The sequence below is a fragment of the Brucella ciceri genome, assembly GCF_041930145.1.
Taxonomy (GTDB): Bacteria; Pseudomonadota; Alphaproteobacteria; order Rhizobiales; family Rhizobiaceae; genus Brucella; species Brucella intermedia.
In genome coordinates, this window is record NZ_JBHEEV010000001.1 from 444,651 (window position 1) to 471,113 (window position 26,463).

Below are 26,463 nucleotides of genomic sequence, written 5' to 3' on the forward strand. Positions count from 1 at the left end.
TATGCGGTCAAAGTGCACTCCACACCATTTTCGTCAAGTGGTAAATCATTTTTACCACTTTAGCCGATGGTTAAACAGTTTCCACGCCGCGGCATAATTACTTGCCTAGTTTCCCAGCGCTCGGCTAGATGCTTTTAAAACCCAAAGCTTTAGCAAATGCAGCAGGAAGTGGGATAGCAGAGCATGATGAGCAGTCTGGCAGATATGGAAATCTTTGCCCGCGTCGTGGCAACGGGCAGCATGTCAGCCGCCGCTCGTGATCTGGGCCTTTCCCCAGCGGTGGTTTCAAAACGCCTCGGACGTCTGGAAGAGCGGCTCGGAACCCGCCTGCTTCAACGTACGACGCGCCAGATCGCACTTACCGAGGCCGGTCAGGGCTATCATGAGCGCGTTCTCGCCATTCTCTCCAACATCGAGGAAGCGGAAGCCTTTGTCGCCCGCCGTTCCGCCGACGCACGGGGTACATTGAAAATTTCGGCCCCGACGACTTTCGGTCGCATGCATATTGCGCCTTATCTCGTGCCCTTCATGCGCGCCAATGCCGATCTCACCGTCAATATGCAGCTCACCGACGAAATGGTGGACATTGTGGGGGATGGTTACGATCTTGCTATCCGGATCGCGGAACTTTCCGATTCAACACTCGTCGCACGTCGCCTAGCGCCCGTGCGCCGCATTCTCGTTGCATCGCCCGGCTATATCGCAGAACGCGGCACGCCACAGACGATTGAGGACCTGCAAGACCACATCTGCCTTGCCCCGCACAACAACGACCCCTGGCGGCTGGAAGGCCCCAAAGGGCCGATCGTCATCCGTCCGGTCGGGCCCTTGCAGACCAATTCCAGCGAAATGGTAAGGGAGGCAGTGCTCGCGGGCCTTGGTATCGCGCAGCGCTCAACCTGGGACATCGGGCCAGAACTTGCGGCCGGAAAGCTGGTACAGGTTCTGCCCGACTATGCCGCTTCTCGCAACGTAGCAATTCATGCCGTCTATCCATCGAAACAGTTTCTTCCAGCAAAGGTCCGGCTGTTCATCGACTACCTTGCCGATCTTTATGGCCCCGTTCCCTATTGGGAGAGCGGGACATCCCACCACGAAGCAGCAAAAAAATAGACCAGCTTTCATTCGTCGGTTAATAAGCCACGTGCTTTATATCAGCGTGCCAGCATATAAAGCTGACTAAGCTTTTGATTCAAAAGACTTAGCTCCCTCCGCACTCCGTTATTCAAGCGAATCGGATGCCCTCCTCCTGCTATCCTGATTTTCTGGGAAAAATGATGAACACACCTGTACGCTTCATTCTTGCAATTATCGTCGCCGTGATCGTTGGCTGCGGCTTCATGTTTTATGACAAATCGCGTGGCGCCGAATGGGTCGTTTCCCCTCAGCAGATCGAACAGGCTAAAGCCGAAGGCAAACCCGGTGTGGAAAGCCGTCCCGGCACCGTGACCGTACTGCCCATCCGTAGCGAGACCGCAGACGCACTTCCATTCAAATGGGCGATGTATGGCGTGGTCGCAGGACTTTTCGTCCTCGTAGCAACACGCAAGCGCAATAAAGCCTGATCATTTTTCGATGACAAAGCACGAAAGCCCGGTTGTCTTATGAACCGGGCTTTCAATTCCAATATATTCCGTTGCCGGATATGGGGCTAACGGCTACTTTGCCGCCGTTACAGAGAGGCTTCAGAGGGCATGGCGGAAACGGTTTTTTCACGCATACAGGCAAGCCGCACAGCAGATGATGTTGTGCACCAGATCGAAACGCTTATCCTCGAAGGCGTTCTGCGTGGCGGCGACCGGCTTCCCGGTGAACGCGAGCTGGCGCGCCAGTTCGATATTTCGCGCCCAATCCTGCGCGACGCTCTAAAGAGACTTGAGACCGCAGAACTTCTGATTTCCCGCCATGGAGGAGGTACGTTCGTTGCTGATGTGATCGGGCAGGTATTCAGCGCGCCTGTCGTGAAGCTGTTTGCCGATCACCGCAAGGCGACAGCGGACTATCTCGAATATCGTCGCGAAATCGAAAGCATTGCCGCCGAATATGCCGCGCTTCGAGCCACACCGGCAGACAAGGCGCTTTTGACCGAAATCATGGAAGCCATGGAAAAGGCTCATGGCGCTAGTGATTTCGACACGGAAGCGCGCCTAGACGTTGAACTGCACAATGCCATTGGCGAAGCCGCTCATAACATCGTTCTCCTGCACACCTTGCGGTCATGCTATCAACTGCTGAAGGATGGCGTTTTTTACAATCGCAGCCTTATCTACAGCTATCCCGGCGTCGCCGACATGTTTTTGTCGCAGCATCGCGCCATTTACGATGCAGTGATGGCCGGCAATCCGCAAGCGGCCCGGGAAGCGGTTCAAAAACACATCCGTTTCGTGGAGCAGGCGACACATGATCGCGAGCTTCACGAAGAACGCGAACGTGTCTCGCGCCTGCGCTACCGGCAGCGGGCCGGCGTGAAGACAGCCAAAGACGTGAAGGATGATAACGGCGAATGAGTGTTGTTTTCAAAGATGCGAAAGGGCCTGACGGTATCCGCCTTTATGCAATTGGCGACATACATGGCCGCCTGGACTTGCTTCTGGATATGCATGGGCTGATCCGTGCCGACCTTGATCGCCGGCCCGTTCACGACTGGCGCATCATTCATCTGGGTGACTATATCGATCGCGGTCCGAAATCGAAGGAGGTGCTGGATTTCCTGATCGATGCGTCGGAACGGGACGAGCGCGTGATTTCGCTGCTTGGCAATCACGACGACGGTTTTCTCACTTATCTGGCAACGGGGGACATCGCCGGGATATTCGCGCTGCATGGCGGCATTGACACCGCTCGGTCCTACGGTGTGGAAATTGATTTTAACGATGCGGTTTCAGCCCGCCATGGTCATGCCGCGCTCGTCAAAGCCGTTCCGCAAAGTCATATAGATTTCATCCGCACCATGCCCCGCTCGGTCGGTTTTGGCGATTTCTTCTTCTGCCACGCCGGCATCAATCCCGCTGTGCCGCTCGATACACAAGATCCCGAAGAGCTGATCTGGATTCGCACAGCCTTCCTGAAATGGACTGAACCATTCGAAAAAGTCGTCGTCCACGGACATACCCCACAAAGCGCCATCGACATTCAACCCAACAGGGTCAATCTCGACACCTATGCGTGGAAAAGCGGACAGCTTTCGGCCATCGTGATCGATGGCGCGGAAAAGCGTTTTATCGAAGCGAGATAATGCACTTAGGGCGCATCCCGAAAACTGTGAAACGGCTTTCGGAAAAGACGCGCGTCAAAAAGAGATAAAACGCCGACCTGATCCAATCAGATCGAAACGCGATCTAGTGCGCGCTCGAAATGCCGTACCCGTCGGTCGACATAGCATTGTCGCCTGCGTCGACGGTGAATATGCCGACTGCCATGAACACAATCGCGGAAACCATCAGAACGGTGAGAAGAGCGGCATGCTTGGCGGTCATATTCGGAAACTCTTTCGACGGGGCCGGACAAAGTTCGTTAGACGAGCCGCCACTTGCGAGCATGGCGATCAGCCTTGCCCATTCGGTCGCTGCCCGGGGAGACGGCGTTCAGTTACACCCGAAAAAAGTTACCCGCAACTGAACGGTTCCAGCCGGATCACCGCTTTTTTCGGGGAAGCACTGTTTGGCTGAACGGTGTGGCAAAGCGGCAACGCAAAACTGCGACTTAAGGTTAAAAGGCAGTTACGATGCGTCTAGATTTGGCTAACCCAAGCTTTTGCTAATACAGCGCCTGCAGCATCTGCCTTTATCCCCAATGTCTCTGCAAGGACTGGGTACTGCTCAGTCCACTGAGGTGCGAAGCCTGATATCAAGCCGCCAAGCTGATCGTTCCACTCTGCCACAAGCTTTGTGTCTGCCTCGAAATGGAACTGCGTACCGTAGACCGCACGCCCGATGCGATAGGCCTGATGAGGTGTCATATCGCTGGTGGCCATGTGGATGGCATTCCCGGGAAGCGAAAACGTGTCGCGGTGCCAGTGAAAGATTGGAAAGGCCTCACCCGCCGCGGACAGGACTGGATCGCTTTTACCCTCTTCCGTGAGCTGAACCTCCCGCCAGCCGAACTCCATGGGTCGATCCAGAATGTTCTCGCCGCCATATGCGCGAGCTATGAGCTGGCTGCCCAGACAAATGCCGAGAACGGCCTTATCGCTGCGGCCAAACTTGCGTATCAGTTCAAGCAAATGCGGGAAATAAGGACATTCGTCATCGGCGAGCGCATTCTGTTCGCCACCCAGAACGATCAGGGCCCGATATCCATCGTCGGCCGCCGGTAGCGCATCCCCATCGTAGGGATGACGCAGATCGATGGAAAAACCCGCATCTGTCAGTATGGGTTCAATCTGCCCCAACCCGGAGCCTTGGTAGTTTTGAACGACCAGTACACCCATGAGAATCCCCCACCGACTTTCACATTCGGTAACATGGAAATGACCCGGACAACAGCGGGGTCATCGATCAGTTCACTATCGACACGCTGACTGTCCGGCCCGCAACAAGGTGTACACCATCAGGCACGTCTTCAAGCTTCACACGCACCGGAACGCGTTGCGCCAGCCGGACCCAGTTGAATGTTGGCGAAACATTCGCCAGCAGGCTGGATGAGTCGCTGCGCTCGCGATCCTCGATACCTCCCGCAATACCTTCGACCTTCCCCTTGAGCTGAACCTTGCTGCCCATGATATCGATCACCACCGGATCGCCTACCTGGATACGTTCGAGCTTGTTTTCCTCAAAATAACCGGAGACGTAGTAGGAATCCGTGTCAACGAGAGCCGTCACAGCCGAACCTGCGGAAACATAGTCACCCGGTTGAAGCGAGAAGTTGGTCACCACGCCGTTTACGGGCGCTTTCACCGATGAACGGTCCAGATTGAGCGCTGCAAGATCGCGATCCAGCTGCGCCTGCCGATAGGCAGCTTCTGCCTGCTGAGCCGTCGTTTCAATCTGTTCCAGTTTCTGACGCGTCACGGTCGTATCGTTAAGCTGGCGATAGCGAACCAGATCGCGGTTGGCCATGTCGAGCGCCGCCTTGCTGCTATCGATCTTGGCTTCCGCCGTTTGCAGGGCGAGCTTGTAACGGGCCTGATCGATGCGGAAGATCACATCGCCACGGTGGACCGCTTCATTATCATGAACGAGCACTTCGCCAACCAGTCCAGAAACATCCGGCGCAACACGCACAACATCCGCACGAATCTTGCCGTCGCGCGTCCAAGGCGCGTTCATGTAATAGTCCCACAAATGCCAGCCAAGAAGCCCCGCCATCGTGACCATGACGAGGGTTACAAACACACGGCCTGAATGTGCAAAGAGCTTTTTCATAGCGGTCCATTGAGAATGACGGCTGCTGAGCCGAGAATGCAAAAATACATGGCAGCATCGAACAGGGGCCGGTGCCATACGAAACGGTAGAAGCGGGCGCGCGCCAGAAGGCGTTGCATAATCGTGTTTGCGAAATAGGCTCCGAGCGCCAGCACGCCGAGGGTCGGAATGTAAATTCCGTAAATGTCGAGTTCAGGTTGCATCACAAATCACATTGTTGTTCTAGGCTGCTTGCGGAAGTTCCATCAGCGGACGCGGCGGCAAGGCAAAAGGCGGCGCTTTCGGGAAAAGGTTGAAGCGCAGGGCGACCAGCGCCATTCTTGTGCGCTTGGCATTTGCCGGCGATCCGCTTTCGATGATGGTCGTGATCGCTTCGTCGATGGAGACGAGCAGATTTCTGTCGATCTCATCAGCCTCCTGCGGCTTGCTGGCCAAGGCTCTGTAATGCGCACCGACACCGTCCAGCACCGCATCAACAGCCGCCCGGCAGTTTTCGGGCAGCTTGGAACGATATTGCTGAAGATCGATCGTGTTCATGCCGTTTCGCAGGTCGCGCAGCAAATCGACCTTCGCGACATCAGCCGCCGCAACCAGCGCCAGGCGAGGTGTCATCATGCCGATGCGGTCGATCATGCGGAGCAGCAGGCGGTTCATGCGCTGGCGGCGATGTCGTCCCGGGCGGCGTTCGGCGGCAAGCGCGATGTCGTTCCAGCCCGCCTTGATCAGGCGGCGAACGCTCCATTCCGCCCCCACCGATCGTACAATCGAAGTTACCGCCGCGGCGATCACGATCCCCAGAACCGTGGCCAGATTGGCGTTGGCAAAACTCACAAAATCGTGGGTCAGATGGCCCTGCAGCATGAGCATGTTCGGCAGATTTACGCAAAGAACCATTCCCAGCAAAAATTGCGACGGAATGGCAAGCAGCAGGCCTGCCGGAATGAGGAAAAGCCCCAGCACCAGAACCAGCGGGAAGAAGCCGTCCACAAGCGGCAGAAGCGCGAATTCAAAAATGAAAGCAGCCGCAATGACGATCAGAAGCAGCCAGTTGAACTTGCGCATGACTGGCACAGGATCGTCCATCGTTGCGAAGATGCAGCAGAAGATGCCCGCCATCATGGCTGCGGCGCTGCCTTGGGACCAGCCGCTGGCGATCCAGAAAGCGGTTGCCACGCAGGTGGCCAGAAAAGCCGAAAAGCCTGACAGAAGCGCCATGCCGTAGTCGCGATGCATGGGGCGAGCTTTCAGATGGGCGTCATAACGGCGCCACCGTAGCGAATGCCGCGAACCCGACAGGATATCCTGACGCAGTGTGATACAATCGCTCCATATCTGGACCAGATCGCGAACGCGCGCAGCCACGTTGAAAGGCAGCAATTCGCCCCAGCTTGTCGCATCTTTCCCGTGCCGGTCAATGTCTTCGATCAGCCGTAACAGGACGGCGCGGCGTTCCTCCGTCAGGTTCTCGCCGCTTTCTATCCAGTCGCAAGCTTCGTCCAGGAGCTTTTGCACCGCCGGATGCCAGGGCTTCTCGTTTTCACCGGGCTTCAGCGCCAGCACGTCGTGCAGGCTTGATATGATCGGAAGAACCGCCACCATGCGCTGCTGCAACACATGAAGCAGCGCACCGACATTCCTGATCGACGAGGTGTCATAGGCAACATGCGTGGTCAGATTGCGCAGCTCCAGCGCATCGGCCGCCAAACGCTGCCGATCCCGAAGGAATTCGGGCGTCGCGCCTTCCCCCCGCAAGCTCGCGAGCGCGAGCTTTGAACCATCCCGCAGCCAGTTATCGATACGACTGACGAGCACCGGACCGCTATGGCGCGGAAAAACGAGACGATTGACGACAGCGGCACAAATGATGCCGATCGCGATTTCCTCCACTCGTCCCACGGCGTAGTCGAAGGTGGTTTCCGGCACGGAAACAACGGCAAAGCTGGCGATTGCCACCGTATAACCGGCAAGCATGAACAGATAGCTGCGCGGTGTGCCGTCAAGCAGGCTGATTGCAAGGCAAAGCCCCATCCAGAGGCCGATGGCCAATGTCAGAATTTCAGGCGAATTGACGAGATGCGGCACGAACAGAATGGTCACCGCGCCGCCAATAATCGTACCGATGAGGCGATAGAACCCCTTGGACGTGGTGGCCCCAGACAAGGGATGCGCCACGATATAGACCGCCGCAATGGACCAGTAAGGATTGGGCAGATTGGCCACCAAACCGATCCACAGCGCAAGCATGCCCGCAGCGAAAGTCTTCAATGAAAAGACTACATCCCAAAATTTGGGGTTTGTTTCGGCTGGTTTCGTCATGGCTTGTGGGGGCACCGGTTGAACGCACTGCGTCTTTCCGGTCAGACGGCCGATCAGAAAGACTATGTTTGAAATTTCTCATTCAGCTTGCGCAAGACTTCCATGGCGACATCGACCGCATCGGAGTCGAAATCGCCGAGGAAAAGAGCGCGAAGACGGGCAGCAGACTTTTCCACCTTGGCGGCAAGAGCGCGGCCATCCCCTGTCAGTTGGATGAGCTTGACGCGACGATCGGCATCATCGGCAATCCGCTGGATCAGGCCATCCTTTTCCAGCTCATCGACGACCCGGACAATCGTGGCGCCCTCAATACCGACCCTTTCGGCCAGCACACCTTGAGGAATACGATCTCCATGCCGCAAGAGGGTCATCAGCGGTATGGCTTTCGCGTCGGAAAGACCATGTTCCGCCATCGCCGCATCGAAAGCTTTCCGCCATCCTCTGGCAGTACTGGCAAGAAGCGGCGCGAATTCGACCCACGCTTGTTTCATCACATCAATTCCATTCAAATAGATAGCTTCATACCTATATGGATACAATCTAGTTAAATGCAACTTCCCTGATATTTCCCATCAATTGTTTGTGTAGGAATGCTCATCGATTGCCTCGACATGCGTCGCCAAAGCGCTTGACCGCCGCCCCTGCCCTCTGCCATCGATGCTGACATGCGCGCAAATTACAAAATGCAGAGACTGTACGTCGAAAACGACCTCCAATCTGGCAGCCAGATCGAGGTTGCCTCGCAGGCCGCACATTATCTTACCCATGTCCTGCGATTGAAGGAGGGGGATGAAATCCTCGCCTTCAACGGACGTGACGGTGAATGGAAATCACGACTGAGGCCGGAAGGTAAAAAGCGGCTTTTTCTCGAACCTTTCGATCAAACGCGTCCGCAGCCCCCAGCAAGTGACCTGATCTATTGCTTCGCCCCGCTGAAACAGGGACGGCTGGATTATATGGTGCAAAAAGCAGTGGAGATGGGTGCGGGCGTTCTGCAACCGGTCATTACACAGCACACTCAGGTACCGAAACTCGGAACCGACCGTATCAGGGTCAATGCGATAGAAGCCGCGGAACAGTGCGGCGTTCTTTCCTTGCCGGCATGCCGCGAAACCATTCGCTTTGACCGATTCATCGAGCAGTGGGACGAAACCCGTCACCTGATCTTCTGCGATGAAGGACACGAATCGGACGATCCGCTGACCATCTTGCAAGCCATGAAGCCCGGCCCTGCCGCATTGCTGATCGGTCCGGAAGGTGGTTTTTCCGAAGACGAGCGCCAGACACTCCGAAGGCTCCCATACGTGACGGCTATTCCCCTCGGCCCACGAATCCTGCGCGCCGATACCGCTGCCGTCGCAGCCATGGCTTTGGTGCAATCCGTGCTCGGAGACTGGCGCAATGCAGGATGACATTCTCGAAACCCGATGTTCAATGGAATTGACTTGCGTGATTTGACAAATTTGTCCAATCACGCTGAAACGCGAAAAATCGACTAGGGACAGACTGCATGGCGCGCGATACGACGGACGAAACGGCACTGACGGGCGTTGAACAACTGGCAGGTTATCTGGCTGGCGGATGCAAGCCCAAAGACGCCTGGCGCATCGGCACCGAGCATGAAAAATTTCCATTCTATACAGCCGACAACAGTCCGGTTCCCTATGAGGGTCCGCGCGGTATCAAAGCCATCCTCGAAGGCATGCAGGCCAAGCTTGGCTGGGAGCCCATCATCGATGAAGGCAACATCATCGGTCTGGTAGAACCAACCGGACAGGGTGCGATTTCGCTTGAGCCCGGTGGCCAATTTGAGCTTTCCGGGGCACCACTTTCCACCATTCATCAGACATGCCGTGAGGTGAATGCACATCTTTCCCAGGTTCGCGAAATTGCAGAGCCGCTCGGCATCCGCTTTCTTGGCGTTGGCGGCAGCCCGAAATGGACCTTGGCCGAAACGCCCATCATGCCGAAATCGCGCTACAAGATCATGACCAACTACATGCCGAAAGTGGGGCATGAAGGTCTGGACATGATGTACCGCACTTCAACCATTCAGGTGAATCTGGATTTCAGTTCCGAACGGGACATGCGCCGCAAGATGCAGGTATCCATGAAGCTGCAATCTGTGGCGACAGCACTTTTCGCCAGTTCTCCATTCACGGAAGGCAAGCCGAACCGCCTGCTGTCCTGGCGTTCGAATATCTGGCGCGATACCGACAATCAGCGTTCGGGCGTTCTGCCTTTCGTCTTTTCGGAAAATTTTGGTTTTGCTGACTATGTCGAATGGGCGCTTGATGTTCCGATGTATTTCATCCTGCGCGACGGTCATTATCATGACTGCACGCATGTCACGTTCCGGCAGTTCATGAATGGAGCGCTGAAAGGCGAAGTAAGTGACCCGCTACCCAACATGGGCGACTGGACCAACCACCTTTCCACTCTTTTCCCGGAAGTGCGCCTGAAGCGCTTCCTGGAGATGCGCGGAGCCGATGGTGGCCCCTGGCGCCGCATCTGCGCACTTCCCGCCTACTGGGTCGGCCTGCTCTACGACGAAGAAGCTTTGACGGCGGCCGAGCTTCTGACCAAGGACTGGACCTACGAAGAAGTTCTCGCGCTGCGCAACGAAGTTCCAGCCAAGGCACTGAATACAACCTTCCGCGGCAAGCCGCTGGAACAGGTCGCACGCGAAACTCTGAAAATTTCCAGGCTCGGCCTTTTGAACCGCAACAAGCTCAACAGCGATGGCCATGACGAAACGCATTTCCTCGCACCGCTTGAGGAAATCGTTGCGGCTGGCATCACAGACGCCGAGCGCATGCTGAAAGCATATAACAGTGTATGGGCAGGGTCGGTCGACCCAATCTTTCTGGAATATGCCTACTGAGCGTAGGCCTCGACCACATCCATTAAAAAAGGGCGCGTTATTCGCGCCCTTTTTTTCAGCTCACAACCTGCTGGCCTTTGCTGGGATCCGGTATCACGACGATTGTGCTGCCATCGCGCACATTGTTGTAAAGATCGATTACATCCTGATTGAGCATACGGATGCACCCGGACGATACCGCCTTGCCGATGCTCCAGGCTTCCGGTGATCCGTGAATGCGATAAAGCGTGTCCCGCCCATCCTTGTGAATGTACATCGCTCGTGCGCCAAGCGGGTTCTTGATCCCCGGAGGCATTCCGCCATTGGCGATGCTGTAAGGCTCCAGGGCGGGTTGACGCGCGACCATCTCATCCGGCGGCGTCCAGCGCGGCCATTGGCGCTTGTAAGCGATCTTTGCGCGTCCCGCCCAGGCAAAACCATCGCGCCCGACCCCAATACCATAGCGCATGGCCCGGCCATTACCGAGAACATGGTAGAGATACTTGTTCGGCGTATCGACGATAACAGTGCCTTTCACTTCATCGGTTGGATAATCGACCTCCTGCCGCCAGAATTTGGGATCGACCTTGCTCGTATCGACGGCCGGGATCGGGAATTGTTCGTCAGGCAACGCCTGGTACATCAGCGGTACCGGTCGCGACGGCGCAGGTTGAGGCAGTTTTTTAACCGGTTGAGACGGCTCTGGCACCGTCGAGACACAGCCCGACAATGCAAAGGCGCTGGCGCCTATGAGAAAGCCGCGACGGCTGAAAGCAGCCTTCGCGAAGCCATTTGTAAGGTCGTCCTGGGATTTTTTACGCGACATCCTGAATCTCTAGCAATGACAGATGCGCGAGAAAAAGATGCTCAAGCTTAAGTCAGCCTTAAGGCTGCACAAACCCGGCACAAAGCGGAAAATACAGCGAGCGACTGTTGCTAAAATAGCGATCCCTGATTACCGGATCCGGGAGATTGAACTTTCTTTGTTTGAACGGGCTTTGCGGGCTCGCTCCCGCCCCCCTCATCCGCAATGACAGCCACGTCACCATCGCGAAACCGTATCGACAAGGCGTCACCCGCCGATACGGTTGCAGCCTGCTTTATCGGCTTCCCTTCTGCGTCGAAGACAACCGCAAAACCACGCTCCAGCACGCTTTCGTAAGAAAGCGTGCGCATGAGGCGCTCCAGTTCCTGCCCGCGCCGTTTGGCTCTTTCGATGAGAATTCGCACCGCCTGGTCACGACGGCGGTCCAGCTGTTCCATGGAATTGGTTGCAAGTTTCGTGCGCCGCAGTATCGGCTCTGCCGATAGACGATTTGCCCGATGTGTAAAGGTCGTTCGGCGCTCCCTCAGGAATGTCTCAAGGGCTCGAGGCAATCTTTGCCCGAGAACGGAAATACCGCGTTCCAGTTCCGTAAACCGACGTTGCAGAAGGCGCGGCGATAGCTGTCGCACATGCCCTTCAAAGTGTACCCGCTTCTTCTGCGTGTTGACGAAAAGAGCACGGGTGAGACGCGAAGCCGCTTCATCGAACCGCCGACGCGGCAAAGCCAGCAACTGGTCAGCCGATGGGAGAGCGCGCGCCGCCGAACGGTGGCTTCGCCGTTTCAGATCGATAAAACGGGAAATAGCCGAGGAAAGCCGTGCGGATTGCCCCGCCAGCGCCGCCAGCAGGTCGGCCTTTACCGGCACGGCCATTTCCGCCGCACCGGTCGGCGTGGGGGCGCGAATGTCGGCTGCGAGATCGATCAAGGTCCAGTCGGTTTCGTGGCCGACAGCCGAAATCACGGGTATGTGCGATGCGGCAACAGCCCGAACGACGATTTCGTCGTTAAACCCCCAAAGGTCCTCAAGACTGCCGCCACCGCGCGCCACGATGACCACGTCGGGCCGCGGAATTGCCCCGCCCTCCGGCAAAGTATTGAAACCATGTACTGCGGTGGCCACTTCCGGACCGCTTGTTTCGCCCTGCACACGCACGGGCCAGACGATGACGTGCAGCGGATAACGGTCTGCAATCCGGTGAATAACGTCGCGAATGACTGCCCCGGTTGGAGAAGTAACCACCCCGATCACACGAGGCATGAAAGGGAGGAGTTGCTTGACGGCGGGATCGAAAAGGCCTTCCGAAGCCAGCCGCCGTTTGCGTTCTTCCAGAAGCGCCATCAAGGCGCCCGCGCCGGCGGGTTCCATCTGTTCGATGACAATCTGATACTTTGAAGAACCCGGATAGGTCGTGAGCTTGCCAGTGGCGATGACCTCCATTCCTTCTTCAGGACGGAAGCGCAGCCGACTCATCGAGCCGCGCCAGATCACGGCCTCAAGACGCGACCGATCATCTTTCAACGCGAAATAGGCATGGCCCGACGAATGCGGACCACGATAGCCGGAAATTTCGCCGCGCACGCGCACATGCCCGAACACATCCTCGACCGTGCGCTTCAACGCGCCGGAAATCTCGGACACGCTATATTCAGCGACATTGGACGATGCGCCGGTAAAACTCGAATCGGAACCCATGCTCATCCCATCATAGGCAACCAGGTGGCATGGCTGGTCAAGAAGCCATGCGGCGATTTACTGCTTCGTCACCAGCCTGGCAGCAATTCGTTGGCTCGCACCCTCCTCGTGCGGACCGCAGGAAACGGCGATATTTCAGCCGAAGCCATCGCGCCCGGTTGCGGTGACGATATATTGTCTAGACTTTCAATGATGTGCTGCGCAAGTGCATCTACGACAGCGTTTTGTTTTGTATGGCCGCGCATGATGCCGATGCCGAATTCCGGCAGCATTCCAAACCCGTCAGCTTCGCCAAGAACACGCATACCCGGGCGGAGCGCGCACTCCGGAAGTACCGAAACCGCAAGCCCGGAAAGAACTGCCGCCGCCAGCACTGTCGCAGACCAACTCGTGATTATGATGCGATAATCACGCCGGGCCGCTTCCAGCACATCGATAGCGGCATGACGCCAGATACAGGTTGGACGCCCGACAGCCAGCGGCAATACGGCTTCTTCGTGCACCGCGTGGTTGGCGGACGTAACCCAAAGCAAGGGCTCCGTGCGAACCACCTCGGACCGGCGTTTGTCATCGCACTGGGTGACTAGGGCAATATCCAGCGTTCCACGACGGATCATTTCGTCCAGATTGACGGTGGGTTCGCACACAACCGACAATTCGACGCGCGGGTTCGATCGTGCAAACCGCGCCATGATTTCCGGCAGAAAGCGATCGGCATAATCGTCCGGTGTGCCGATGCGAACGTGGCCTTCCAGTTGAGTATCGTCGAAGGCCGCGATGGTTTCACCATTGAGCTGCATCATGCGGCGTGCATAGAGCAATAGCCGCTCCCCCTCTTCGGTAAGACGATTGGTCCGTCCGTCGCGTTCGAACAAAGGTTTGCCGATGCGCTCTTCCAGACGGCGCATCTGCATCGAAACGGCTGATTGCGTCTTGAAAACAGCGTCCGCGGCACGCGTAAAACTGCCCATGTCCGCGATGGCTATGAAGGTCTGCAACTGATCGAGATCCAGAGGCGTGCTCATTAGCGTGATCCATCACTATTATTGAAGAATGACATTAAAAACATTCGCTGGAACAATCAATTCGATTGTTGGATAAAGCCGCCATCGTAAAGGAAAAGGAGCCGCGCAAGCGAATGACCCTGACGATGAGGATAACCTAGCCCCGCTAAATCAAAGGAGAGCGGACATGACAGCGACAAGCAAGATAACGACCACGCATTTACCGGCAACGAGCGCCTCGACCTCCACGCTCACGCAAATGGTGAAAGCCGTATTCACGTCGATCATGCGTCGCTGGGCGTTTTCCAAGGGTCGACGGCAATTGCTGAACCTGAGCGACTTTGACGATCACATGCTACGCGATATCGGGCTGCGCCGTGAGGATATCTACACGGCAGTGCATTATCGAGGCATTGAGGATCCTACCCAGGTTCTAAGCGAACTAGCAGACGCACGTCTGCGGATCAAGGCAACACGCCGGATATGCTGAACCGGTAGTCTCTACATCTGGCAGGCGCCACCTTCACATGCCGGGCCCCCTCCCGGCCAGCCTGCCCATTGCCCGGCCGCTCCTCCGCTGGCCGGGCTTTTTTATGTGGCTGCTTGGGAAGGACACTTCTCTGCAAGCCATTTCGCAACGGTCCGAACACTCGAAATAAGCAATCGCTGGATAACTGAAATCGCTTTGATTTTTTTCAAAGAAAAGTGTTGCGTTCGGTGTTTGAGTTCGCTAGATGGGGGCCGTCGCGAACGAGTACACGCTTCTGTCGCGCTTGCGGGCCTCCAAGTTGAAGGCGTATGCAAATCCCTGCTGGGGGATAGTTTAAGGGTAGAACAGCGGACTCTGACTCCGTTAGTCTTGGTTCGAATCCAGGTCCCCCAGCCATTTGCTTTCGAGAAAAAGCTTGGATACTTTTTAGCTTTTTGGCGGCAAGTTCATGTCGCCATTGCCAAAAAAATGCTCCCTCAGTGCTCGGCGTTCGGTGCCTGACCCCAACTATCAGTATCCATTGCACACACTCAGGAATAGGGCCCCTTCGGGCCCGCGATCTCCTTGGCTATTTCGAATTCGAGCAACATTACAAAAAATTCAGTTTCCACTCTTGAACTTGGCCAAACCATACACATTTGAAGAAATGCAGCGCCGGGCCCCTCTGGTCATGGCTACCGCTATGGCGATGTCGGGGCTGCTCCACTTGTTCAAATGGAGATGGTCCGGCGATGGATTCGCTTATTGTAGCCCTATCGGGCGATTTTCTTGGTACACCTGTATATTTTTGGGCGGCATTCATTGTTGTCGTCGTGGGCTTGCTTGTCTTCGACCTCGGCATTCTCCATCGTGACGAACACGAGATCGAAGCCAAGGAAAGCCTCCTGCTTTATGGCTTCTATGTTCTGATCGCATTGGCCTTCGGTGGCTGGGTGTGGTGGCAGCGCGGAGCGGAAGCCGGCCTGGAGTTTTATACCGGTTACTTGATCGAGCAGAGCCTCGCGATGGACAATATGTTTGTCATCGCCACGATCTTCGGCTTTCTCGGCATTCCGCGCCTTTATCAGCACCGCGTGTTGTTCTGGGGTATTCTCGGTGTCATCGCCTTCAGAGCAATCCTGATCGGGCTGGGCGCGGCACTTGTGCACGAGTTCAACTGGATTCTTTTCCTCTTCGGCGCGTTCCTTGTTTTCACCGGCTTCAAGATGTTCGGTCACAAGGACGAGACGCCTGACATCGAACAGAACGCCGTTTTCAAATTTCTGCGCCGTCGGTTCAACATCACCAGCGAGTTGCATGGCCGCAATTTTACGGTCAAGCAACCGCATCCGAAGACCGGCAAGATGGTCACCTGGCTGACACCACTGGCAGTTGCTCTGATCATGGTGGAAACAGTCGACCTCATCTTCGCGGTCGACTCTGTCCCGGCCGTCTTCGCCGTTACCCAGGACACGTTCATTGTCTACACCTCGAACATCTTTGCCGTTCTGGGTTTGCGTGCGCTTTACTTCGCACTCGCCGCTGCGATGAACCGGTTCCGCTATCTGCAGGTCTCGCTTGCAATCATTCTGGTGCTTATCGGCATCAAGATTTTCCTCGTGCCGCTCGGCGTTCACATCAACACGCTGCTGTCGCTTGTCGCGACGCTGGCCATCCTCGCAAGCGGAGTACTGTATTCGCTTTATAAAACCCGCAATGAACCGGACGTGAGCGTTGAGGACCTCGCCAAGCAGCACCATACCGAAAACTGAGCGAAAGCAGTTTTGACCACGGAGAGGCCGGCGCTAATCGCCGGCCTTTCTGTCGATAAAGTCCGGCCCCATACTATCTGAGCATATGAGAATTTATGGGTAGCACCTGCGGGATTGTCCCGATATGAGTGCGCCATGACACGCAAAGGCCAAGGCTATCTATTCACACTTCTCGCGGTTACCATTTTCGCGACGCAGGATGGTATCTCGAAGTACCTTGGTACGCATTATTCGCCCATCCTGATAACGATGATCCGCTATTGGGTTTTTGCAGCTTTCGTTCTTCTGCTTGCCATTCGCTCCGGCGGCATCGCCAAAGCTGCCGCGACGAACCGCCCATTTCTGCAGCTTTTTCGCGGTATTCTGCTTGCCGCCGAAATCGTGACCTTCATCTTCGCGCTCAGCCGTGCAGGCATGGCAACGGCGCAATCGATCTTTCAGGGTGCACCGCTGCTGGTGACCATGCTTTCCGTACCGTTTTTGGGTGAAAAGGTGGGATGGAGGCGCTGGACGGCGATCATCGTTGGACTGATCGGTGTCCTGCTGATCATTAATCCCGTCAATGCCAAGTTCGACGCGTCCCTGCTTCTGCCTGTTGCAGCGATGGTCATGTTCGCCGTCTATGCTGTTGCGACGCGCGCCGTCAGCAAAAGCGACGACGCCATGACCAGCTTCTTCTATACCGGGATGGCTGGTGCTGCGGCCCTTACATTCGTAGGCAGCTTCTATCTGATGCCGATTGCACGGAGCGACTGGTTCTGGATGGCGGCTCTTTGCGCCTGCGGCATCGCGAGTCACTACTTCCTGATCCGTGCCTATGACATTCTGGAGGCTGGAGAAGTGCAGCCCATCACCTATCTTCAACTTGTTATAGGCGCATGTATCGCAGTTACGGTATTCCATGAACAGCTGACATGGAACATTGTCGCCGGTGCGCTTATCGTCGTAGGCGCCGGACTGTTTTCTGTCTTCCGGGAACGTCAGCTCGGTAAAAGCAAGCCGCCCGCTCTCGGCTAGCCCCCCAAAAAACGTGCTGTTTTGAGTTTATAACATTATAGCATTCATTTTCTGCGGCTTCCGGTCGTTGGCTGATAACTTGACAAATAAAACATGATAATTTAATTCATGTTTTGACCTCTTCTGGTCGCGTAGACTTCCAGCCGGCGCTTGACCTACGAGAGCGCCGGTCTTTTTATGTCTTTTGGACCGCACCAGCATGGTTGAGTGGATAAGTCATGACGCAGCCAGTCACATCGCATAGCAACTCCATAAAGACGGACTGCGTGATAGCGGGCGGCGGGCCAGCAGGCTTGATGTTAGGTCTTCTGCTTGCCCGTTCAGGCGTGAGCGTGACGGTTCTCGAGAAGCACCCGGATTTTCTGCGGGATTTCCGTGGCGACACAATTCATCCATCCACTCTTCAGATCATGCATGAGCTTGGCTTGCTGGACGGCCTGCTTGCGTTACCCCATACCAAGGCGTACCGCTTACATGCGGAGATCGGCGGCCAGGACATAACGATAGCGGATTTTTCCAGGATTCCAGCGCGGTGCAGATTCATCGCTTTCATGCCACAATGGGAATTTCTGGATTACATTGCACGCGAAGCTGCGAAGTATCCTAATTTCAAACTCATAATGCCGGCCAACGTAGTGGAACTGATTGAACGGGACGGAAACGTCACCGGTCTAGTTGCGGCAACGCCCGCTGAAACGATCGATATCAGCGCTAAACTCGTAGTGGGTGCCGACGGCAGAAACTCCGTGGTGCGCACAAAAGCCGGTATGGAGATCGAGAGCTTTGGTTCGCCAAGCGAGATACTCTGGATGAAACTGTCTCACCTTCCCGATGACCCGCCCTATACGATGGGTCATGGCGGCCCCAGGCAGGGGTTCGTCATGATCGATCGCGGCGACTCCTGGCAATGCGGTTATGTGCTGCGCAAGCAGACTTTCGCCGAGGTAAAACAGAAAGGGCTCGATGCATTCAGGGAAGCGGTAGCGAAAGTATCCCCATTGCCCCCTGACCGGATGGACGAAATACATACATGGGACGACGTCCATCTGTTGAGTGTGCGCATCGATCGACTGAAGAAGTGGTGGAAACCGGGACTTTTATGCATCGGCGATGCCGCCCATGCCATGTCGCCTATCGGTGGTTTCGGAGTCAATCTTGCCATTCAGGATGCTGTAGCGGCCGCAAATAATCTGGCTGCGCCGCTCAAGAGTAACGACGTCTTGTCCCGCCATCTTGCAGCCGTCGAGGCGCGACGCCGCTTTCCCACAAAGGCGACGCAAAAGCTGCAACTCATGATGCGCAGCGATCGCCGCAAACGCGAGACGAAAAACGGGAGGCCGGATGGACCGCCCGCTTTCATGCGGTATCTCGCCCGCTGGCCAATCCTCGCGCACCTCGCGGGCAGACTGATCGGCGTCGGCTTCCGCCCGGAGCACGTGCGCAGCAACTAAGGGGAGACTTCAGTCTATATCGTCAAGTTCGTCGTGTATCCCGGCAACGATCTCCAGTCGCTGTTGCGCCGATTTCCCTGCAAGCGAAGCATAGGTCAAAGCGAGAAGCCGAATGGCACTGCTGACAGCCGTATAGGATGCCCCCAATGCGAAACTGTCGACATGGCATGGAAGGACGACGCGGGCATATCGCTGCGCCTCTGAAACCGATCCACGGTCCGTAATGGTCACGATATTCAGCCGGCTCGTAGCGGCATATCCCAGAATTTGCTTTAACAGAGCCCGATGCGGTGGCAGCGTGATCAGCAACAGCACGTCTTTCGGGCCGGTCATGGCCAGATCTTCAGCCCATGAACCCTGATTGATGCCAAGGATCATCACGCTGTGCCGCAGCCTGGAAAACAGGAGCCGCGCATAGCGTGCGAACCCTTCCTCATCCCCCATTCCTATCACCCAGACACGCGGCGCGGCCGCGATCAGTTCCGCAGCCTCGCGCATCTTGTCGGAACGCAGCGCCTCGAAGGTTCGCGTGATATTGGCGATCTCCAGATCAAGATGCGCGCTGATGGTACGCACCAGCGGCACTTCTTCATCAATTGTGGCCGAATATTCGTAGGGCTCGGTGCGATTGCGCTCCTCGCGCGCCTGAAGTTTTACTTCGTTGAAATCGGCATAGCCCAGATGTTGAAAGAAACGGGCCGTCGTTGCCTTGGATACACCGGCCATCTCCGCGATTTCAGTGGCGGAGTGAATCAGAATATCGTCCTCGCGCTCAAGTACTAGCTGCGCGATTTTCTGCTCTCCTGCCGTGAGCTTTGCGTAGCGCTCCTGTATGCGCAGTACCAGACGTGAAGCCATGTGCGTTTATTCCGAATCTCTAATGCACCAAAAAAGCTTATCATTGCCTCTTGCAATACTGAAACATTTGTTTCATTGATAGTGAAACGTTGAAATTCATGGAATCTCCATGGCGTATTCCCGCAATACCCGGCAGCGCATCTGGGAGCGACTGAAAGATGTCGCACGTCCTGATGCACGCTTCCACCTCAAATTTTCGGAATTCATTCCGGACTTTGAGGGTGTCGAGGCAGCTACCGATCGTTTGCTGGCGCTTGAAGGGTTTGCAAAGGCCAATCTGGTTTTTGTCACTCCGGATAATTCCATGATCGAGTTGCGCCGTCGCCTGATCAAGTCGGGTACACCATTCATCATGCCGACTTACGGCATGCAGCGCGGCTTTCTCCTACTGCAACCGGGATCCGTTCCCCCGGGGTTGGAGAAAGCCGCAGCCTGGCTTGACGGGATGGAACATTTCGGTCGAGCGGTCAGCCTCGAAGACCTGACCCATATCGGCCGTTTTGATGTCGTGGCGACTGGCGCATCCGCTGTTTCCATTGATGGAGTCCGCTTTGGCAAAGGCCATGCGTTCTTCGATCTGGAATGGGGCATGTTCACCGACCTGGGGCTTGCAGACGAGCAATCCCTGATTGTCGCAGCAGTCCACGACGTGCAGATCGTGGAAGAGCGCCTCAACGTCTCCGAAAGCGATATTGCTCTCGATTTCATTGCCACACCAAGCCGTCTGATTGAAATAACGCGCAATCGTCGCCGACCGCGCGGCGTCCGCTGGAACGAGGTTTCGGCAGAGGAAATACAATCGATTCCACCATTGCGTGAACTCGCCCGCATACGCGGCATAGCCTGAAAATTCAGCACCAAAAGGAAGTTTCGATGAATATTGCCTTGGATCGTCGCCGTTTTCTCGGACTTATGGGAGCTGCTGCCACCTTTCCTGCGATGAGCCGCTTTGCCGATGCCGATACGCCGTTCAACTTTCAAGCGTCCTGGATCAATGACGCGGAATTCTGCGGCTATTTTGTTGCGGCCGACAAGGGTTTTTATCGAGAAGAAGGCCTTGATCTCAATTACATTTCCGGCGGTCCGGATGTCATCCCCGAAAGCGCGATCATTGCGGGCAAGGCTGACCTGACACTCACCACTCCGGACACGACGATCAAGGCTATCGTCGAACAGGGCGCACCTTTCAAGATCATCGGCGCCCAATATCAGAAGAATCCCATCGGCATTGTTTCGCTCGCCAAGAATCCGATCAGGGAACCAAAGGATCTCATCGGCAAGACCCTTGCGGTACCGCCGGTCAATGTCATCTCGGTCGAGGCAATGCTGAAGATTTCGGGGATCGATCCGTCCCAGGTTAACATCGTCCCTTACGCGTATGACCCAACGCCGCTTATCAAGGGTGAAATCGACGCGTCGCTTGATTTTACGACCAACGTTCCCTTCACCATCAAGCAGGCCGGTGAAGAGGCCATATTCTTCCTGCTTTATGACTTCGGCTTCACCATCTTCAACGATACGGTGGTCGTTACGGAAGAAACGCTCAAGACGAAGCGCAAGGATATTGTTGCTTTCCTTCGCGCAAGCCGCAAGGGCTGGGATGAAAACCTCAAGGACCCGGCAGCCTACCCGCCCAAATTTATCGACAGCTGGTTTAAGGGTACGGGCCGGTCAGTGGAAAATGAAGTCTATTTCAACACTGCCCAGAAGCCGCTGATCGAGTCCCCCCATGGCATATTCTCCATGAGCGAGGAAGCCATCGAAAAAACGATCGCGGCTCTCGGTACGATCGGCATCGCCGCCAAGCGCGATCATTTCGACACCACGCTTCTTGAAGAGATTTGATGCCAGAAATGTCCGGGATCAAACTTGAAAACGTGACACGCTCCTTTTCAGGGCGTGGCACGAATGTAATTGCATTATCCGATGTCTCCCTTGAATGCCCGGCCGGGTCGTTCACAGCACTTATCGGGCCATCGGGCTGCGGCAAGTCGACCATGTTGCGGCTGGCACTCGGTCTTGACCGACCCGACAGCGGCGCGATTTCGGTTATGGATAAAAGCCCCGTCAAGGCGGCAAAAGCCGGGCTGACGGGCGTGGCCTTTCAGGACGCGGCGCTCATGCCCTGGCGCAGCGTCGAAGACAATATCGCTTTGCCGCTTGATGTCCTCGGTCTTTCGCGTTCTGCGAAGTCTCACAGAATTGCCGAGCTTATCGCTCTTGTCGGTCTCAAAGGCTTCGAAAAGGCGCTTCCGGGCGAGCTTTCCGGTGGCATGCGCCAGCGCGTCGCAATTGCCCGCTCACTGGTTACCGATCCGCGCGTTCTGTTTCTCGACGAGCCTTTCGGCGCACTCGACCAGATATTGCGCCGCCAGATGAATATTGAGCTTCAACGCATATGGCTGGAAAGCAAGGCGACCACCCTGCTTGTTACCCACGGCATAGACGAGGCGGTTTTCCTCGCCGACCGGATCGTGGTGATGCACAGTCGCCCCGGACGCATCGCGCAGATCATCGATATTCCATTGGAGCGCCCGCGCAGCCCCGAGATTTTCAGCACATCGCAGTTCCACGCGCTGGAGGATGCCATCGCGGAGGCCCTGCATGGCTGACGTGAAGCCGTCCACCCATCTCTCGACCTTGCGCAACTGGATTATCCTTCTTGCGATATGGGAGATATGCGGTCGCTTCTCACTGATCGCAGATGGCGCCCTTCCGGCACCGTCGGCTATACTGGCTCGTCTCTGGATAGATCGGGCCGACTATCCCGCCCATATACTGGCAACACTTGAAGGCGCAGGCGCTGGATTTATCATCGGCAATCTCATCGCCGTGGCAGCAGGCATCCTGTTCGCGCTATTTCCTGCTGCTGCAAAGCTCGGACGTGGCGTCAACATCGCGATTTTCGCACTGCCTCCAATCGCCATATCGCCCATTCTGGTGCTGACCTTTTCGGGCATGACGCCGCGTATTACGCTGGCAGCGCTTGGTTGTTATTTCATCACCATGGCCGCCACCGTAACAGGCATCAGCCAGACGGACCGCCGCATGATCGATATCGTTCGTGCATATGGCGGCAACCGCTGGAAAGTGCTGCGCCTGGCGCAATTGCGATCTGCACTTCCGTCGATTCTCGCGGGTCTACGCATTGCTGCTCCGAATGCGGTTCTGGGTTCCATCCTGGCCGAATTCGGCGGAGGAGGTCGCTTCGGTCTTGGTGCCTATCTGATCGGTTCTCTCGGGAGAGCCGAACCGACCCGGTTATGGGGCATCGGCCTGTGCGCTACCCTGCTCGCGGGGCTGGCCTATGCGCTATTCTCTGTTGTTGCGAAGGTACTGACGGGCAGCACCAAGGCAATCACCGTCCCGGCCAGCGCTCCAGATGTTGTCCAACACCGCTCTCGCGGGCTGAACTATGTTCTCACTGTCTGTTCAGTCGCGCTTCCGTTCCTTTTGTGGTGGCTGTTGCTTGTCGTCATGGGAACGCCAGCCATGATAGCGAAAACACCTGCCGGACTGTTCGATTATCTGTTCCTCGCTCCGTCCGCGACCGCCGCCCAGACCAAACTGCTGACAGCGCTTTTGCAGACTTTGCCGCTCACATTTCTCGGCATGGCCGCCGGCATCCTGTTTGCCTTTGCACTCGCCATTGCGTCCGTCGCCAAACCAGCCATCGTGCGCGGCTTCATGCCTGTCGCCCTCGTCACTCAGACGATGCCTCTGGTTGCACTGACGCCTCTGCTCGTTCTGTTGCTGGGGCGCGGGCCGTCCGTCATCCTCTGGATCACCATTTCGGTCACATTCTTTCCCGCCTTCGTCACCATGGCGCAGGGTATGGCATTGGTTCCCCGGGCTGCGCTGGATGTACCCCGCGCATACGGCGCGAATGTCTGGAAACAGATACGCCTGGTGTCGGTGCCAGCGTCCCTGCCCTATCTCTTCGCGGCCATCCGCCTCGCCGTGCCGCGCGCTCTGCTCGGGGTCATGATCGCCGAATGGCTGGCCACCGGAACAGGCCTTGGAAACCTGCTCAACCAATCGCGCGGATATCTCGACTACGGCATGATCTGGGCCGTCGCCGTGGTCTCCGTCATGCTGTCTGTCTTTTTCTACCAGATCGTAGCCCTCTGCGAGCGCCGTGTGCTCGCCCGCCGGGGTATGAGCCCGGCAGACTAAAATGCAAGGAGTCCCCATGGAAATCACCGATCACAAAGCTTCCGTTCGCGAACGTGTGTGGAGCGAGTTGCGCAAGGTCGCTGTTCCGGATAGCCGTTTCCATTTCGACTTTGGCGAATTCATCGCGGATTTTGAAGGCGGCGAGGAGGCGGTCGCCCGCCTGACCAGCCATCGCTATTATCAGAATGCCGATTTCATCTTCATCACGCCCGACAATTGTCTCGACCGCCTTCGCCTTCAGGCCCTCAAGGACGGCAAGACCGTTCTGATAACCACTTACTCCATCAGGCGCGGCTTCTGGGTTCTCGATCCGAAACTGATTTCGCCGGATCACTACCTCTATGCGTCAACGCTTGACGGCATGGAGCGTGTCGGGCAGCCGGTAACGCTGAAAGACATCTCGGCCCTGCCGGTCATCGACTACATGGTCACGGGCACCGGGGCCATCAATCTGGAAGGGGTCCGTTTCGGCAAGGGGCATGGTTTCTTCGATGCCGAATGGGGCATGCTCTACCGTCTGGGTCGCATCACCGCCGCTACGCCGGCAGCCGCTGTCGTGCATGATTGTCAGGTTCTGTCCGAAAAGCTGACGCCCGATATCTACGACACGGTTGCGGACGTGATTTTCACGCCCACCCGCACCATAGAGGTTAAAGACCCGCATAAGCCGACCTGCGGGATCATCTGGGACCGCCTCGATCCTGTCATGTTCGAGACGATCCCTCCGCTTCAGGAACTCAAGGCAATGGGACTATAGACAACGTCCCACTGAAAACTCAAAAAAGCCGGATGCGTTTATCGCTTCCGGCTTTTTCCTTACATGCCGATCACGAGCTTCAGCGCAATTGACCACATCGTAAGTGCAATCACGCCTTCCAGAATACGCCAGGAAGATGGACGGGCGAAAATCGGGCGCAACCAGCGGGCACCGAAACCGAGCGAAAAGAAGAACACGAAAGACGCAGTGATCGCACCTGCGGCAAACGATGTTTCCAAACCGGGAAACTGCGTGGAGATCGTTCCGAGAAGAACGACCGTGTCCAGATAAACATGCGGATTGAGCCATGTCAGCGCCAGACAGGTTGCCAGCGTCCTCGTCAGGCTTACGGACGCCCCGTTCGCCGTCGCCAGTACGGCAGAGGATGTGAAGGCCGAATGGAGGCTTCGGGCACCATACCAGATCAGAAAAGCCGCTCCGCCGTATCGCATGATGGGATCGAGCGCCGGCATGATGGCAGCGATCTTCTGGAAGCTCGTCACGCCAATAAGGATCAATATGGCATCCGATATGGCGCAAACGAGACTGACAGCAAACACATGCTCATCCCGCAATCCCTGCCGCAACACGAAGGCGTTTTGCGCGCCAATAGCAACAATCAGGCTGAGGCCCATGGTGAGGCCGGTGACGTAGACGGAAGGATTCATGAGTGGTCGCCATCTGGGAGTAAGTTGGCCCTTGGATAGCGGACGGAAGCCCATTAGAATAGTTAAATCTGATAAACTCAGTTTAGGAAACCTAATGATCGACTATTCTGCTCTGAGAGCAGTGGCAATGGTAGTGCAGACAGGCAGCTTTGAAAAAGCCGCACGTGCTTTGAGTGTTACGCCGTCTGCGATCTCCCAGCGCGTCAAACATCTGGAAGAGCGGCTGGGCGCGGTCCTGATTGAGCGGGGAACGCCCTGCACGGCAACTGAAAAGGGTGATTGGCTATGCCGTCACATCGAGCAGGTCGGCATGCTCGAACGAGAGCTTCTGGCGGAATTGCCAGGACTGTCCGGCAGCGAGAATAGTGCTCAGCGCGTTACGCTTCATATAGCCACCAACGCCGATAGCCTTGGCACCTGGTTTCTGAATGCGATTTCGCATTTCAGCACCGCATCGGATTATCTCTTCAACATTGCCGTCGATGACCAGGATCACACCGCCGAATGGCTGCAACGGGGACGCGTCGTCGCCGCTGTCACTTCCCTGCCCAAACCCGTGCAAGGCTGCCGTCTCACCCCGCTTGGTACTCTTCGCTATCGCGCCACAGCATCGCCGGATTTCATCACCCGGTATTTTCCCGACGGAGTAACCCGCGATGCGATTGCCAAGGCCCCCGCGCTGACATTTAACCAAAAGGACAGATTGCAGGATCGCTGGGTCCGTTCTGTTCTCGGAACCGATATGACTTGCCCGACGCATTGGCTTCCCTCGACGCAGGCCTTCGTCGATGCAAGCCTGTCAGGCATGGGATGGGGGATGAACCCGGTGCAATTGGTCGGCGAGCATCTGAAAGCCGGGCGGCTGGTTGAGCTAATCCCCGATACGGCTCTGGATATTCCCTTGTTCTGGCAAGTGAACCGCCTGGCGGCCGACCGACTTGCAGGATTGACGCAGACCGTCCTCACGACAGCGCGCCGGGAACTTGCGCCCCTTCCTCAAAAATGACTGCCATCCAACCGGGCGCGCTGTCGCAAGGCGAGAAACCAGACAAGGCTTTTCCTTACCCTTCGGTCAATCACCATCTGTTTTCTTGAACGTGAACAGCGATTGAGCGATGCATGAAGAATGAAGCTCCTGTTCCTCATCGCGGCGCTGATCGCCCTTGTTTTCCTCGGCTGCTATTTGCAGATGTTCTTTGCCGTGCCGTGAAGGCGCGAATATCCGGCGC

At 56.3% G+C, this 26,463-nt stretch carries 27 protein-coding genes and 1 tRNA gene; 17 read left to right on the top strand and 11 right to left on the bottom strand.

Translation table 11 applies throughout. The annotated features are described in order from the left end of the window. The first annotated feature begins 183 nt into the window (after positions 1 to 183). From JNC63_RS02000 to JNC63_RS02015, 4 genes are all read left to right on the top strand, one after another. Entirely contained in the window at positions 184 to 1,113 is a 930-nt protein-coding gene (locus JNC63_RS02000; protein ID WP_006468477.1) for a LysR family transcriptional regulator, read from the top strand. A 164-nt stretch (positions 1,114 to 1,277) separates the two neighbouring features. Next, positions 1,278 to 1,565 carry a hypothetical protein gene (locus JNC63_RS02005; RefSeq protein ID WP_006472493.1) on the top strand — a complete coding sequence of 96 codons (288 nt, stop codon included), beginning with the start codon at positions 1,278 to 1,280 and terminating at the stop codon, positions 1,563 to 1,565. A 129-nt stretch (positions 1,566 to 1,694) separates the two neighbouring features. Further along, the gene (locus JNC63_RS02010) at positions 1,695 to 2,507 is read left to right on the top strand and encodes an FCD domain-containing protein (RefSeq protein WP_006468475.1); all 813 of its coding nucleotides are present in this window, start codon (positions 1,695 to 1,697) and stop codon (positions 2,505 to 2,507) included. Beyond that, a complete protein-coding gene (locus tag JNC63_RS02015; protein WP_006468474.1) occupies positions 2,504 to 3,235 on the top strand; it encodes a metallophosphoesterase in 732 nt (243 codons plus the stop codon). Before JNC63_RS02010 ends, JNC63_RS02015 begins: the two co-directional genes overlap by 4 nt. 103 nt (positions 3,236 to 3,338) lie before the next feature. On the opposite strand, the gene JNC63_RS02020 is transcribed toward JNC63_RS02015, so the two are convergent. The 6 genes from JNC63_RS02020 to JNC63_RS02045 all read right to left on the bottom strand — a co-directional run bounded on the left by JNC63_RS02020 (position 3,339) and on the right by JNC63_RS02045 (position 8,170). Beyond that, entirely contained in the window at positions 3,339 to 3,476 is a 138-nt protein-coding gene (locus JNC63_RS02020) for a hypothetical protein (RefSeq protein WP_006472492.1), read from the bottom strand. Positions 3,477 to 3,730: 254 nt separating this feature from the next. After that, positions 3,731 to 4,429 (bottom strand): type 1 glutamine amidotransferase, encoded by a 699-nt coding sequence (locus tag JNC63_RS02025; protein ID WP_006468472.1) that lies wholly within the window; start codon positions 4,427 to 4,429, stop codon positions 3,731 to 3,733. 67 nt (positions 4,430 to 4,496) lie between these two features. Next, entirely contained in the window at positions 4,497 to 5,363 is an 867-nt protein-coding gene (locus tag JNC63_RS02030; protein ID WP_006468471.1) for an efflux RND transporter periplasmic adaptor subunit, read from the bottom strand. Continuing rightward, positions 5,360 to 5,566, bottom strand: a complete 207-nt coding sequence (locus tag JNC63_RS02035; RefSeq protein ID WP_006472491.1) for a DUF1656 domain-containing protein — start codon at positions 5,564 to 5,566, stop codon at positions 5,360 to 5,362. The genes JNC63_RS02030 and JNC63_RS02035 overlap by 4 nt, the downstream gene beginning before the upstream one ends. Positions 5,567 to 5,585: 19 nt before the next feature. Continuing rightward, positions 5,586 to 7,679: an FUSC family protein gene (locus JNC63_RS02040; protein WP_006468469.1), complete on the bottom strand. Its 2,094-nt coding sequence runs from the start codon at positions 7,677 to 7,679 to the stop codon at positions 5,586 to 5,588. Positions 7,680 to 7,741: 62 nt separating this feature from the next. Next, on the bottom strand, positions 7,742 to 8,170 hold the full coding sequence (locus JNC63_RS02045) for a MarR family winged helix-turn-helix transcriptional regulator (RefSeq protein WP_006472490.1): 429 nt from the start codon (positions 8,168 to 8,170) through the stop codon (positions 7,742 to 7,744). A gap of 174 nt (positions 8,171 to 8,344) precedes the next feature. Here JNC63_RS02045 and JNC63_RS02050 point away from each other — a divergent pair, with 174 nt between their 5' ends. Together JNC63_RS02050 and JNC63_RS02055 are read left to right on the top strand one after the other, a co-directional pair. Continuing rightward, complete coding sequence (locus tag JNC63_RS02050; RefSeq protein WP_006468467.1) at positions 8,345 to 9,091, top strand: 16S rRNA (uracil(1498)-N(3))-methyltransferase; 747 nt, start codon at positions 8,345 to 8,347, stop codon at positions 9,089 to 9,091. 98 nt (positions 9,092 to 9,189) lie between these two features. Then, the gene (locus JNC63_RS02055) at positions 9,190 to 10,563 is read left to right on the top strand and encodes a glutamate--cysteine ligase (protein WP_006468466.1); all 1,374 of its coding nucleotides are present in this window, start codon (positions 9,190 to 9,192) and stop codon (positions 10,561 to 10,563) included. A gap of 55 nt (positions 10,564 to 10,618) precedes the next feature. Here JNC63_RS02055 and JNC63_RS02060 read toward each other — a convergent pair whose 3' ends face one another. The 3 genes from JNC63_RS02060 to JNC63_RS02070 form a co-directional block, all read right to left on the bottom strand. After that, the gene (locus tag JNC63_RS02060) at positions 10,619 to 11,368 is read right to left on the bottom strand and encodes a L,D-transpeptidase (protein ID WP_006468465.1); all 750 of its coding nucleotides are present in this window, start codon (positions 11,366 to 11,368) and stop codon (positions 10,619 to 10,621) included. A 110-nt stretch (positions 11,369 to 11,478) separates the two neighbouring features. After that, entirely contained in the window at positions 11,479 to 13,062 is a 1,584-nt protein-coding gene (xseA, locus tag JNC63_RS02065) for an exodeoxyribonuclease VII large subunit (protein WP_025092081.1), read from the bottom strand. 68 nt (positions 13,063 to 13,130) lie between these two features. Further along, positions 13,131 to 14,087 (bottom strand): LysR substrate-binding domain-containing protein, encoded by a 957-nt coding sequence (locus JNC63_RS02070; protein ID WP_006468463.1) that lies wholly within the window; start codon positions 14,085 to 14,087, stop codon positions 13,131 to 13,133. 166 nt (positions 14,088 to 14,253) lie between these two features. On the opposite strand from JNC63_RS02070, the gene JNC63_RS02075 reads away from it, so the two are divergent. The 5 genes from JNC63_RS02075 (at position 14,254) to JNC63_RS02095 (ending at position 18,775) form a co-directional block, all read left to right on the top strand. Further along, the gene (locus JNC63_RS02075) at positions 14,254 to 14,556 is read left to right on the top strand and encodes a DUF1127 domain-containing protein (RefSeq protein ID WP_006468462.1); all 303 of its coding nucleotides are present in this window, start codon (positions 14,254 to 14,256) and stop codon (positions 14,554 to 14,556) included. A gap of 322 nt (positions 14,557 to 14,878) precedes the next feature. After that, positions 14,879 to 14,952 (top strand) — tRNA-Gln (locus tag JNC63_RS02080). A gap of 335 nt (positions 14,953 to 15,287) precedes the next feature. Next, on the top strand, positions 15,288 to 16,307 hold the full coding sequence (locus JNC63_RS02085) for a TerC family protein (RefSeq protein WP_006472487.1): 1,020 nt from the start codon (positions 15,288 to 15,290) through the stop codon (positions 16,305 to 16,307). Between the two features lie 135 nt (positions 16,308 to 16,442). Then, entirely contained in the window at positions 16,443 to 17,324 is an 882-nt protein-coding gene (locus JNC63_RS02090; RefSeq protein WP_006472486.1) for a DMT family transporter, read from the top strand. Positions 17,325 to 17,542: 218 nt separating this feature from the next. Next, positions 17,543 to 18,775: an FAD-dependent oxidoreductase gene (locus JNC63_RS02095; protein ID WP_006468459.1), complete on the top strand. Its 1,233-nt coding sequence runs from the start codon at positions 17,543 to 17,545 to the stop codon at positions 18,773 to 18,775. Positions 18,776 to 18,784: 9 nt separating this feature from the next. On the opposite strand, the gene JNC63_RS02100 is transcribed toward JNC63_RS02095, so the two are convergent. Beyond that, positions 18,785 to 19,633: a MurR/RpiR family transcriptional regulator gene (locus JNC63_RS02100; RefSeq protein ID WP_006468458.1), complete on the bottom strand. Its 849-nt coding sequence runs from the start codon at positions 19,631 to 19,633 to the stop codon at positions 18,785 to 18,787. Positions 19,634 to 19,742: 109 nt separating this feature from the next. Between JNC63_RS02100 and JNC63_RS02105 the strand changes: the two genes are divergently transcribed. The 5 genes from JNC63_RS02105 to JNC63_RS02125 are packed head-to-tail and all read left to right on the top strand — an operon-like array spanning position 19,743 to position 24,566. Next, the gene (locus JNC63_RS02105; RefSeq protein ID WP_025092082.1) at positions 19,743 to 20,480 is read left to right on the top strand and encodes a 5-formyltetrahydrofolate cyclo-ligase; all 738 of its coding nucleotides are present in this window, start codon (positions 19,743 to 19,745) and stop codon (positions 20,478 to 20,480) included. A gap of 26 nt (positions 20,481 to 20,506) precedes the next feature. Then, entirely contained in the window at positions 20,507 to 21,478 is a 972-nt protein-coding gene (locus JNC63_RS02110; protein ID WP_006468456.1) for an ABC transporter substrate-binding protein, read from the top strand. Then, positions 21,478 to 22,245 carry an ABC transporter ATP-binding protein gene (locus JNC63_RS02115; protein ID WP_006472485.1) on the top strand — a complete coding sequence of 256 codons (768 nt, stop codon included), beginning with the start codon at positions 21,478 to 21,480 and terminating at the stop codon, positions 22,243 to 22,245. The genes JNC63_RS02110 and JNC63_RS02115 overlap by 1 nt, the downstream gene beginning before the upstream one ends. Beyond that, positions 22,238 to 23,809, top strand: coding sequence for an ABC transporter permease (locus tag JNC63_RS02120; RefSeq protein WP_006472484.1), 1,572 nt, complete (start codon positions 22,238 to 22,240; stop codon positions 23,807 to 23,809). The genes JNC63_RS02115 and JNC63_RS02120 overlap by 8 nt, the downstream gene beginning before the upstream one ends. 16 nt (positions 23,810 to 23,825) lie before the next feature. Then, positions 23,826 to 24,566, top strand: a complete 741-nt coding sequence (locus tag JNC63_RS02125; RefSeq protein ID WP_006472483.1) for a 5-formyltetrahydrofolate cyclo-ligase — start codon at positions 23,826 to 23,828, stop codon at positions 24,564 to 24,566. 59 nt (positions 24,567 to 24,625) lie between these two features. Here JNC63_RS02125 and JNC63_RS02130 read toward each other — a convergent pair whose 3' ends face one another. Beyond that, positions 24,626 to 25,234 carry a LysE/ArgO family amino acid transporter gene (locus JNC63_RS02130; RefSeq protein ID WP_006472482.1) on the bottom strand — a complete coding sequence of 203 codons (609 nt, stop codon included), beginning with the start codon at positions 25,232 to 25,234 and terminating at the stop codon, positions 24,626 to 24,628. Positions 25,235 to 25,328: 94 nt separating this feature from the next. On the opposite strand from JNC63_RS02130, the gene JNC63_RS02135 reads away from it, so the two are divergent. After that, positions 25,329 to 26,240 (top strand): LysR family transcriptional regulator ArgP, encoded by a 912-nt coding sequence (locus tag JNC63_RS02135; protein ID WP_036565607.1) that lies wholly within the window; start codon positions 25,329 to 25,331, stop codon positions 26,238 to 26,240. The last annotated feature ends 223 nt before the right edge of the window (positions 26,241 to 26,463 follow it).